Below are 10,963 nucleotides of genomic sequence, written 5' to 3' on the forward strand. Positions count from 1 at the left end.
GTTCCGGTGGGATCCTGGACGCACCTGCTGGAAGGAGACCTTCCGTGCTTCGCGTCGCAGTCGTCGGTTCCGGCCCGAGTGGCGTCTTCACCGCCCAGGCCCTGGTGCAGCAGCAGACCGTCCCCGGGGTGACCGTGGACGTGCTGGACCGGCTGCCCTGCCCGTACGGGCTGGTGCGCTACGGGGTCGCACCCGACCACGAGAAGATCAAGTCGCTGCAGAACACGCTGCGGACGGCCCTGGAGCACCCCGGCGTCACATTCCTGGGCAACGTGCGGGTGGGTGAGGAGCCGGGGGCGCTGGCGCCGCAGCGGCTGCTGGAGCTCTACCACGCGGTGGTCTACTGCGTGGGCGCGGCGGCCGACCGCCGGCTGGGCATCCCCGGCGAGGACCTGCCGGGCAGTTTCTCGGCCACGGAGTTCGTCTCCTGGTACAGCGCGCATCCCGACGCCGCGCCCCGTGGGTTCGGCCTGGGCGCCCGGTCGGCCGTGGTGATCGGCGTCGGGAACGTGGCCGTGGACGTGGCCCGGCTGCTGGCGCGCGGCGCGGACGAACTGCGCCGCACAGATGTACCGGACGCGGCACTGGAAGCCCTGGCGGGCAGCCGGGTGACGGACGTCCATATGGTGGGCCGGCGCGGTCCCGCCCAGGCGAAGTTCACCACCAAGGAACTGCGTGAGCTGGGCGCGCTGACGGGAGTTCAGGCCCTCGTGCGCGACGAGGAGGCGGCGCTGGACCCGGCGTGGGCCGACCCCTCCGCGCTGCCGTCGGCGGTCCGGCGCAACGTGGAGGTCCTCCGGGGCTGGGCCGGGCAGCCGGAGCAGGAGGAGGGGCGCCGGATCCGGCTGCGGTTCTTCCTGCGCCCCGTCGCCCTGCTCGGGGACGGCGCGGTGGAGGCGGTGCGGTTCGAGCGGACCGAGCCGGACGGGCACGGCGGCGTCGTGGGGACCGGGCGCCACGAGGAGATCGCGGCACAGCTCGTGCTCCGGTCCGTGGGGTACCGGGGGGTGCCGGTCCCGGGCCTGCCCTTCGACGTGCGGAACGGGACGGTGCCGCACGTCCGGGGCCGGGTGCTGCGGGACGGGACGCCCGCGCCGGGCGAGTACGTAGCGGGCTGGATCAAGCGGGGTCCGACGGGAGTGATCGGCACCAACCGGCCCTGCGCCAAGGAGACGGTCGCGTCCCTGCTGGCCGATGCCGAGGCGCTGCTGGCCCGCCGGCCGTCGGGCGATGCGCAGTCGGCGCTGCGGGCCGCGGGGCAGGAGCCGGTGGAATGGCCGGGCTGGCTGGGGATCGAGGCGGCGGAGGCGGCGCTCGGGCAGCGGCTGGGCCGCGGAACGGTGAAGATCCCGGACTGGGCCGGCCTGCTCGCCGCGGCGCGGGACGGCCGGTGATCCCACCGCGTACGGAGGTGCGTCAGCCGCCGGCCGCGGCGAGCCGGCCGGCCTGGCGGGCGGCGGCGGTGAGGACGCTGTCGAGGAGACCGGGGAAGAGCGCGTCCAGGTCGTCCCGGCGCAGGGAGTTCATCTTCGCGGTGCCCCGGTAGATCTGCCGGATCACGCCGTTCTCGCGGAGCACGCGGAAGTGGTGCGTGGTCGTGGACTTGCTGACGGGCAGCTCGAACACCGAACAGGACTGCTCGCAGTCGGCCGCCGCCAGTTCGCGCACGACCTCCAGGCGGAGGGGGTCGGACAGGGCGTGCAGCACGCCCTCCAGGCGGATCGCGTCGCGGCCGGGGTGTTCGAGTGAGCGGCTGGTCGGGTTCTGCACGGCTGCTCTCCTCGGTGGTGGGCGGCGAAGACCCGGGGGTTCGTGGTTCCGGAGGCTCCATTGTACGAGAACCATCGTAGTTTGACATCTCCCGTACTACGATGGCTATCGTACGAGCCAGGATGAAGCCCGCCTGCCCCGCAGGCGAGACCCGAAACGGAGCCTGCCGTGAGCGCACTGTTCCAGCCCCTGACCCTGCGGTCCCTGACCGTCCCGCACCGCGCCTGGATGGCGCCGATGTGCCAGTACTCGGCCGAGGCCGCCGGCCCCGGCGCGGGCGTCGCGAACGACTGGCACTTCGCGCACTACGCCGCACGCGCCGCCGGCGGCACGGGACTGATCCTCCTGGAGGCCACCGCCGTCAGCCCGGAGGGCCGGATCAGCCCCGGTGACCTGGGCCTGTGGAACGACACCCAGGCCGAGGCGCTGCGGCGCATCACGGCGTTCCTCAAGCAGCAGGGCACCGTTCCCGGCATCCAGATAGCGCACGCCGGACGCAAGGCGTCCACCGAGGCACCCTGGCGCGGCGGCGGTCCCGTGGAATCGGAGGAGGGCTGGCGCACGCTCGCCCCCAGCCCGCTGCCGTTCCGGGACGGCCACCCCGTGCCCGCCGAGCTGACGGTTGATCAGATCAAGGAGGTCGTCGGGCAGTTCGCCGCCTCGGCACGGCGCGCCCTGGCCGCCGGTTTCGAGGTCGTCGAGGTGCACGGCGCCCACGGCTACCTCATCAACGAGTTCCTCTCGCCGCACAGCAACCGCCGCACCGACGAGTACGGCGGCTCCTTCGAGAACCGCACCCGCTTCGCACTGGAGGTCGTCGACGCCGTCCGCGCGGTGTGGCCCGACGAACTGCCGGTCTTCTTCCGCATCTCCGCGACCGACTGGCTCACGGAGAACCCCGAGGACGCCCGCGAGGGCTGGACGGGCGACGACACCGTGCGCTTCGCCCGCGACCTCCGCGCCCACGGCGTGGACCTCCTCGACGTCTCCACCGGCGGCCTCGCCCCCGACGCGCGCATTCCCGTCGGCCCGGGCTACCAGGTGCCGTTCGCGCAGCGGGTGAAGGAGGAGACCGGACTGCCGGTCGCCGTCGCCGGACTGATCACCGACCCGCAGCACGCCGGGAAGATCGTCACCGAGGGCGCGGCCGACGCCGTGCTGCTGGGCCGCGAGCTGCTGCGCGACCCGTTCTGGGCCCAGCGGGCCGCCGGGGCGCTCGGTGGTGACCTGCGCGCACCCCGCCAGTACGCCAGGGCCCACTGACACCCTTTCGAATGAATCCGCCGGGCGTGTCGGCCCGCGGCCGCGCCCGGATCCCGACCCGGACGATATGAGGCCCGCCTCCCGCTCGCGTACGATCCTGAGCCCTGCGCAGGAATGCGCAATTGTTCTGATCCACGCGGGCAGGGAGGGGCAGCAGCTGTGGCTGCACGGCCGTTGAACGAGATCGTCGAACCGGGCTGGGCCAAGGCACTCGAGCCGGTGGCCGGGCGGATCGCCGCGATGGGCGACTTCCTGCGCGCCGAAATCGCGGCGGGACGCACCTATCTGCCGTCGGGCGCCAACGTCCTGCGCGCGTTCCAGCAGCCGTTCGACGAGGTACGGGTTCTGATCGTCGGTCAGGACCCGTATCCCACGCCCGGCCACGCCGTGGGGCTGAGCTTCTCCGTCGCCCCGGAGGTCCGGCCCCTGCCGGGCAGCCTGGAGAACATATTCCGTGAGCTCAACGCGGACCTGGGGCTCCCCCGCCCGTCCAACGGCGACCTCACGCCGTGGACGCGGCAGGGCGTGCTGCTGCTCAACAGGGCGCTGACCACCGCCCCGCGCAAGCCCGCCGCGCACCGCGGCAAGGGCTGGGAGGAGGTCACCGAACAGGCGATCCGGGCGCTGGTCGCCCGGGGCAGGCCGATGGTGGCCGTGCTGTGGGGACGCGACGCCCGCAACCTGCGCCCGCTGCTGGGCGGAGTGCCCTGCGTCGAGTCCGCGCACCCCTCCCCCATGTCCGCCGACCGCGGCTTCTTCGGCTCCCGGCCGTTCAGCCGCGTGAACGACCTCCTGGCGGGCCAGGGTGCGGCTCCGGTGAACTGGCAGCTCCCGTAGGCGGGGCACCGTCATGAGCGGCTCAGCGGCGCAGCACGGCCTCGTCCTCGGGGTCGACTCGGGCGGCTCGGGCATCCGCGTCGCCCTGGCCTCCGCCGGCGAAGGCGACGGAGGCGGGCCGCCCTCGGCCCGGGACCCGGCCCGGGCCTCCTGGGTCCGCACGTCCGCGGAACCTGCCGTCACCGGCGCCCGGGGCATCGACGCACGCAGCCTCCTCGGCCAAGTGCTGCCTGCTGCCCGTGACCTGCTGCGCGCGGCGGGAGCCGAACGCTGCGAGGCCGTGTGCGTGGGCGCCTCCGGGATGTCGACGCTCGGGGCCGATCTCCGCGCCGTCCTCCCCGGCGCCCTGCGGGAGGCGCTGGGCGCGCGCCGCCTCGCCCTGGCCTCCGACGCCGTGACCGCCTACGCCGGGGCGCTCGGGCAGCGCCCGGGCGCCGTGGTCGCCGCGGGCACGGGCATCGTGGCGCTGGGCACCGACCTGTCCCCCGCGGGCGGCTGGCGACGCGCCGACGGGTGGGGGCATCTGCTGGGCGACTGCGGAAGCGGTGCCTGGATCGGGCGCGCCGGACTGGAGGCGGCGCTGCGCGCGCACGACGGGCGCGCGGGCGGTTCGGCCGCGCTGCTGGAACGGCTCGAAGCGGCCTTCGGGCCGGCAGCCGGGCTGCCCGGCCACCTCTACCCGCGCGCCGACCGGCCGGCCGTGCTCGCCTCCTTCGCCCCCGAGGTCGCCCGGTGCGCCGCGACGGACGCCGTCGCGGCGGGCATCCTGCGGTCCGCCGCACGGCACATCGCCGAGGCCGCCGCGGCGGTCTTCCCCCATGCACCGGAGGACCTCGCGACGGAGCCTGCGGCGCACCAAGTGGCGCTCACCGGCGGGCTGTTCGGCATCGGTGAACCACTGCTCGCCCCGGTGCGCCGCGAATTGCACGAGCAACTGCCGGACGCCCGGCCGACGGTCGCCGCGGGCGGCCCGCTCGACGGCGCATTGTGCGTGGCAGCCGCGCTGCTGACGGACACTCTGTTACTGCCTGCCGACGGCTCGCTACTCCAGGTCGTTTGCTGAACACATCCGTGACATGTCCGTGTGCCCTGGACGAACCGGTGATTGAATCCAGACATACCTTGCTCGACCGTGTTCAGTTACCCCCGCCCGAACGACCGAGTCCGATGAACGGCTAACATGCGGGCGCATGAGCTCCCCCACAGGGCCCACGTCCGGCCTGCCAGTACGAATGCCTCGCCCCCGCCAGCCCGGGCGGCACCGGCGGCCCGAGCCCGTGGCCGCTCCGGCGGGTGCACCCCCGCTGGTGCTCGCCGTGCCCGGGACGCCCGACACCGCCACGCGCCGCCTCGCCGAGGAGCTCCTCAGCATCGCCCGCTCGGAGCTCCCCGGGCTCGACGCCCGCATCGGCTACCTGGACGCCGGGGGCGCGGCCGACGAGCCGGGCTACCCGGCCCTGGACGCCGTCCTCGGCCACGCCGCCGCCCAGCGCACCGCCCGCGCCCAGCAGGCGGCCGCAGAGGAGGCCGGCGAGCCCGCTGCCGACGCCTGGGCGCAGGCGCCCGACGCCGTGGTGATCCCGCTGCTGGCGGGGCCGGACAGCGCGGTGCTGCGCCGGATACGCCAGGCGGTCATGAACAGCGGTGCCGCCTGCGAGCTCACCGACGCCCTCGGCCCGCATCCGCTGCTCGCCGAGGCGCTGCACGTGCGGCTCTCCGAGGCCGGTCTGGCACGCGCCGACCGGGCCCGGCTCTTCACCGTCACCACCGCCGCGGACGGCATCGTCCTCGCGACGATCGGCGGCGAGGAGGCGGCACAGGCCGCGGGCATCACCGGCATGCTGCTCTCGGCGCGCCTCGCGGTGCCCGTGCTGGCCGCCGCGCTCGACGAGGACGGCGCCGTGGCCCGGGCCGCCGACCAGCTGCGCGCCTCCGGCTCCCGGAACCTCGCACTGGCGCCCTGCCTGATCGGCCCCGAGGCCGACGAGGCGCTGCCCGCCATGGCGGCCAAGGAGGCGGGCTGTGCCACCGCCGAGGCGCTGGGCGCGTACCCCGCGATCGGCAAGCTGGCGCTGGCCAAGTACACGGAGGTGCTGGGCATCGCGATGCCGTCGGCCGCGGGACCGGGCGGCATGCCGGTCCGCTGACCCGCAGACGAACGGCCCGGGGGCAGGCCCCTCGGGCCGTTCGTCACAGGGACGATCCGGCGCTCAGGCGAAGACCACGCACGAGGCGGCCGGCACTGCGGCCGCGCCCGCCTGCGCGGGTATCCCCGTGTCCGGATCGACGGCGAACCAGCCGACGTCACCGGAGCGCTCGTTGGCGGCGTACAGCAGCCGGCCTCCCGGATGTGCGGCGAGGTGGCGGGGCCAGTGGCCGCCGCAGCCCACCGTGCCGCGCAACGCGGGCGTCCCGCCGTCCGGGCCGAGCGCGAAGACGGTGATGCTGTCGTGGCCGCGGTTGGCCACCCACAGGAACCGGCCGTCCTCCGAGACGACGGCGGTCGAGGGGTAGTTGGGCGTGCTGCCGCCGCCCGGGGACGCGGCCGCCGTCCGGACCTCCGGACTGTCCGCGGCGAACTCCCCTGTGGCCGCGTCCCACCGGCACACGGTCACCGTCGAGTCCAGCTCGCCGACCACGTACGCCCGGTGGCCCCGCGGATGGAACGCCAGCTGCCGGGGCCCGCTGCCCGGGCGCAGCGCGGTCTCCCGGTGCGGGGCGGGGGCACCGGTCGCGGGGTCGAGCGCGTAGACGTACACCGCGTCGGTCCCGAGATCCGCGGCGAGCAGCCAGGCACCGGAGGGATCGGGCACGACGGCGTGGGCGTGCGCCCCCTCCTGTCGCTCGGCCACCAGCCCGCTGCCGTGGTGCGGCAGCACGCCCGCGGGGGCCGCGGGGGATCCGTCCGGGCGGAGGGACAGCGCACTGACGCTGCCCGAGCCGTAGTTGGCCGTGAACAGCCGCCCGCCGGCAACGGCCAGATGCGTGGGCCCCGCACCGCCGACGGGGACGGCCGCGCCGAGGAGCCGGGGTCTGGCCGGGTCGGCCAGGGAGAAGGCGGCGACGGCCCCGTCGTCGGTCTCGCTCACGGTGTAGAGCACGTCACGGCCGGGGGACAGCGCCAGGAACGAAGGGTTCGCGACGGCATCGGTGGCGTGGACGGGCGTCAACGCGCCCGTATCGGGGTCGACTTCGGCGACGGTGATGCCGTGACCGTCTGCTTCCGTGAACGAGCCGATGTACGCCCAGCGGCCGCGCTGCCCGCCGCCGTGCCCGTTTCCGCCCATGACAGCCCCCTCCCGCCGGCCCGCTCCTCGGACCGTCTTGATGCACCCGACGCTACAGGGCGCCACTGACAGTGACGAAAACGGGACCCGCGGTCGGGGTCCGACCGCGTCCGGTCAGGCCCCGACCAGCGGCGAAGGCCGTGTGCTGTGCAGGGGCGCGGCCAGTTCCTCCAGCGCCCGCTCCAGACCGTGCAGGTGGACGAGCGCAGCGGGCTCCGGCTCCGGGCGCCCCGCGACTGCCGCCGCCGCAGCCGTGCCGGGCTCCGTCCGCGGCGTGGTCAGCGCCTTCACCGCGGCCTCCACACGCAGGCAGGCGGCGGTAAGGCGGTCGTCGTGCGAGGCCACCGGGTCCGCCGCGACGGCCGCCAGGCCGCGGACCTCGCGGGCGCAGTCGTCGAGGAGAGCCAGCACACGCCGCGCCTTCTCCTTGCGGGCGCGCAGGGGGCTGAAGGGATGGACCAGCGGTGCGAGCGAGAGCCGTACCCGGCCGAGCAGCTGTTCCAGTTCGGCGACCCGGGCCGCCGGGTCCGCGATCGTGGAGCCGGCGAGGCGTGCCCCGGCCTCGGCGGCGCAGGCGTGTACGCAGTGCAGCGCGCGCCGGATCCAGGCGTCGGTGGTGGCGTGCGTGGTCACGGGCAGTACGAGCAGCACGGCCAGGGCGGCACCGAGCGCCCCGACGCCGGTCTCGGTCAGCCGGAGGACGAGCAGGGCGGGGTTCAGGACGCCGAGGAGCCCGTAGAGCAGCCCGGCCATCAGGGTCACCGCGAACATCATCCACGTGTAGGACACGGGAGCCGAGTAGAAGATGCCGAAGATGCACACGGCGATGAGGACCGCCGAGGGCACCGGGGCCCCGTGCAGCGGGATGGCGACGGCGCCGCCGGCGGCGATGCCGAGCACGGTGCCGAGGATCCGCCGGAAGCCCCGTACGAGGGTCTCGCCTCGGGAGGCGGTGTTCACGAAGATCCACCAGGTGGCGCCGACGGCCCAGTACCAGCGCTGGTCGGAGAGCAGTTGCCCGGCCATGAGGGCGAAGGCGCCGCCCGCCACGGCCTGGAACGCCTGGCGGGTGGTCGTGCGGGCGAGCCCCGATCCGCCGGGCGGGGCGGGCGCGGCGGCGGGCGGCAGCCGGCGCTCGTAGCACCACAGGCCGAAGCGGACGGCCGAGGAGGCCACGAGGGAGCAGGTGACGGCCGTGCAGAGCTCGGGCAGCTGCGCGGGCACGGCGTGCAGGAACTGCGTCGCGAAGAAGGTCATGAACGCGAACACCCCGAGCGCATGGCCGCGCGGTCCCCAGCGCCGGGCGTAGACGCCCGTTCCCATGACGGCGAGGAAGGCCGCGTCACGCGCCAGGGGCTGACCGTGCAGCATCGTCGCCACGGCGAGCACGGGGAAGCCGACTGCGGGCAGCAGGGCGGTGGTGACCGCCTGTCCGCGGACGGTCGTGTCGGTGACCGTGAACAGCGCGAGGAGCGCGGCGAGCCCGCCGATGACGGCCGCGACCAGCGAGTGGCCGGCCAGACCGCAGACCGTCACCGCCAGCCCGACACCGAGGACGGCCCGGGCGGCACTCCGCAGCCGCAGCATCCCCGGGTCCGGAGCCACGAACACCCGCTTCAGCACAGATTTCGCTCCCTGTATACCGGCATGAAAAAGGCGCCGCGGAGACCCGCAGCGCCATCGACCTCCCCCATCACAACATCAGTGCGCCTGTTGGCTCAAGAGATGCGAATTATTCTGTGCCATTGGCACAGTCCAGCGGCTGTGGTGCGTGCCGGTACGAGGCCAGTGGCCCGTCACAGTCATGGCGGCCGCCCTTGGGCAGTGGGTGGCTGTGCCGTTGGTACAGTCGCGAACCTCGGACCACCGACCGACGACCACCGACCATCGACACCGGGAGAAAACCTGCCCCATGGCCGTTGACGCACTGGACGCCAGGATTCTGAGGCTGCTGCTGGAACAGCCCCGGACGAGCGTGCGCGAGTACGCGCGCGTGCTCGGCATCGCGCGCGGCACCCTGCAGGCGCGGCTGGACCGGCTGGAGCGCGAGGGGGTGATCACCGGCACCGGTCCCCGGCTGTCGCCGGCGGCGCTGGGCCATCCGGTGCTGGCCTTCGTGCACATCGAGGTCACCCAGGGCCACCTGGACACGGTGGCCGACGCGCTGGCCGGGATCCCGGAGATCATCGAGGCGTTCTCGATCACCGGTGGCGGCGATGTGATGACGCGCGTGGTCGCACGGGATGCAGCTCATCTGGAGGACGTGATCCAGCTGATGGTGCGGCTGCCGGGCGTGGTGCGCACGCGCACGGAGATGGTGCTGCGCGAGCGGGTGCCGTACCGGATGGTGCCCCTGGTGGAGGCTGTGGGGCGGGCGGCGGCGCAGAAGACTTCCTGAGCAGACGGCCCCTGAGCAGGGGTTCCGCGGGCGCGGCGCGGCCACCCGGCTTGGCATCCTGGGCACATGGTCACGCCCCGAAGCCTTGCGGTCATTTTCGACCTTGACGGAACGCTCGTGGACAGCGAGCCGAACTACTACGCGGCAGGGCGGAGGACGCTCGCCCACTACGGCGTGCAGGATTTCAGCTGGGAGGAGCACTGCCGTTTCATCGGCATCGGCACTCTCGAGACGCTGGAGGCGCTGCGACGCGAGTACCGCATCGAGGCGCCCGTCGCCGAGTTGCTCGCCCTGCAGAACCGCTTCTACCTGGAACTGGCCGCGACCGGGACCGAAGTGTTCCCCGAAATGCGCAAGTTCGCGGAGCGGCTGCACGCGGCGGGGATCCCGCTCGCGGTGGCGTCCGGCTCCTCGCTCAGGACGATCGGGACGGTGCTGTCCGCCACCGGGCTGTCCGTCTGCTTCCCCGTCGCCGTCTCCGCGGAGGAAGTGCCGCACGGCAAGCCCGAGCCGGACGTCTTCCTGGAGACCGCACGCCGGCTGGGAGTTGCGCCCGGGGAGTGCGTCGTGGTGGAGGATGCCGCCCCGGGCGCGGAGGCGGCGCACGCGGCCGGAATGCGCTGCATCGCCGTGCCGTACGCCCATGGGGCGCCGCAGGACGCAGGGTTCACCACCGCGGGACTGGTTTTCGCAGGCGGGCAGCGGGAGTTCGACGCCGAGCAGGCCTATGCATGGGTCACCGCGGGCCACTGAGGCGGTCCTGGCTTCACCTCGCGCGAGGACGGGTGGGATTATCTGGTCACCCATCTCACCCATCCCAACACGCGAGGAAAAGGTAGCCACATGGAGCGAACTGGGAGAAGACCGGCCCGCCGGTGGACTGTCGCCGCAGTCGCCTCGGCCGTGGCCGCGGCAGTGGCCCTCCCGGCGACGGCCGCGGAAGCACAGAGCGGCCCGTCGGGCATAGCCGCCAAGGGCGCGTTCCTGCTCGACAACGGCACAAACCGGGAGTTGTGGTCCAAAGACGCCGACACCAGGCGGCAGATGGCCAGCACCACCAAGGTCATGACCGCGATGACCGTCCTGGACAGCCCCGGCCTCGACCTGAACCGGCAGATCACCGTCAAGCAGTCCTACCGCGACTACGTGGAACGCACCGGGGCGAGCACGGCGGACCTGCGCACAGGCGACAAACTGACCGTTCGCCAGATGCTCTACGCCCTCCTCCTCCCGTCCGGCTGCGACGCAGCGAACGCCCTCGCCGACACCTTCGGAACCGGCAGCACCGAGGCGGCCAGGACGGCCTCGTTCATCACGAAGATGAACCACAGGGCCGCCGAGCTGGGCATGAAGAACACCAAGTACGACTCGTTCGACGGCATCTCGCAGGCGGGGAACAACTACACCA

At 73.8% G+C, this 10,963-nt stretch carries 11 protein-coding genes; 8 read left to right on the forward strand and 3 right to left on the reverse strand.

Translation table 11 applies throughout. From position 1 onward, the window contains the following. Positions 1 to 44: 44 nt before the first annotated feature. Positions 45 to 1,394, forward strand: a complete 1,350-nt coding sequence (locus HG542_RS07695) for an FAD-dependent oxidoreductase (protein ID WP_171079324.1) — start codon at positions 45 to 47, stop codon at positions 1,392 to 1,394. 22 nt (positions 1,395 to 1,416) lie between these two features. On the opposite strand, the gene HG542_RS07700 is transcribed toward HG542_RS07695, so the two are convergent. Further along, positions 1,417 to 1,770, reverse strand: coding sequence for an ArsR/SmtB family transcription factor (locus HG542_RS07700; RefSeq protein WP_227725611.1), 354 nt, complete (start codon positions 1,768 to 1,770; stop codon positions 1,417 to 1,419). Between the two features lie 168 nt (positions 1,771 to 1,938). Between HG542_RS07700 and HG542_RS07705 the strand changes: the two genes are divergently transcribed. From HG542_RS07705 to HG542_RS07720, 4 genes are all read left to right on the forward strand, one after another. Next, a complete protein-coding gene (locus tag HG542_RS07705) occupies positions 1,939 to 3,033 on the forward strand; it encodes an NADH:flavin oxidoreductase/NADH oxidase (RefSeq protein WP_171079326.1) in 1,095 nt (364 codons plus the stop codon). 159 nt (positions 3,034 to 3,192) lie between these two features. Then, a complete protein-coding gene (locus HG542_RS07710) occupies positions 3,193 to 3,870 on the forward strand; it encodes a uracil-DNA glycosylase (protein ID WP_171079327.1) in 678 nt (225 codons plus the stop codon). 13 nt (positions 3,871 to 3,883) lie between these two features. After that, a complete protein-coding gene (locus HG542_RS07715) occupies positions 3,884 to 4,933 on the forward strand; it encodes an N-acetylglucosamine kinase (RefSeq protein WP_171079328.1) in 1,050 nt (349 codons plus the stop codon). A 127-nt stretch (positions 4,934 to 5,060) separates the two neighbouring features. Beyond that, positions 5,061 to 6,017: a sirohydrochlorin chelatase family protein gene (locus HG542_RS07720; protein ID WP_171079329.1), complete on the forward strand. Its 957-nt coding sequence runs from the start codon at positions 5,061 to 5,063 to the stop codon at positions 6,015 to 6,017. Positions 6,018 to 6,080: 63 nt separating this feature from the next. On the opposite strand, the gene HG542_RS07725 is transcribed toward HG542_RS07720, so the two are convergent. Together HG542_RS07725 and HG542_RS07730 are read right to left on the reverse strand one after the other, a co-directional pair. After that, the gene (locus HG542_RS07725; RefSeq protein WP_171079330.1) at positions 6,081 to 7,157 is read right to left on the reverse strand and encodes a lactonase family protein; all 1,077 of its coding nucleotides are present in this window, start codon (positions 7,155 to 7,157) and stop codon (positions 6,081 to 6,083) included. A 114-nt stretch (positions 7,158 to 7,271) separates the two neighbouring features. Then, positions 7,272 to 8,780, reverse strand: a complete 1,509-nt coding sequence (locus tag HG542_RS07730) for an FUSC family protein (RefSeq protein WP_171079331.1) — start codon at positions 8,778 to 8,780, stop codon at positions 7,272 to 7,274. 289 nt (positions 8,781 to 9,069) lie between these two features. Between HG542_RS07730 and HG542_RS07735 the strand changes: the two genes are divergently transcribed. From HG542_RS07735 to HG542_RS07745, 3 genes are all read left to right on the forward strand, one after another. Further along, a complete protein-coding gene (locus tag HG542_RS07735) occupies positions 9,070 to 9,555 on the forward strand; it encodes an Lrp/AsnC family transcriptional regulator (protein WP_171079332.1) in 486 nt (161 codons plus the stop codon). Between the two features lie 66 nt (positions 9,556 to 9,621). Beyond that, complete coding sequence (locus tag HG542_RS07740) at positions 9,622 to 10,308, forward strand: HAD family hydrolase (RefSeq protein ID WP_171079333.1); 687 nt, start codon at positions 9,622 to 9,624, stop codon at positions 10,306 to 10,308. A gap of 90 nt (positions 10,309 to 10,398) precedes the next feature. Then, the coding region (locus tag HG542_RS07745; protein ID WP_171079334.1) for a D-alanyl-D-alanine carboxypeptidase family protein at positions 10,399 to 10,963 on the forward strand (565 nt) is incomplete at its 3' end.

It is taken from the genome of Streptomyces morookaense (genome assembly GCF_013030945.1).
GTDB lineage: Bacteria > Actinomycetota > Actinomycetes > Streptomycetales > Streptomycetaceae > Streptomyces > Streptomyces morookaensis.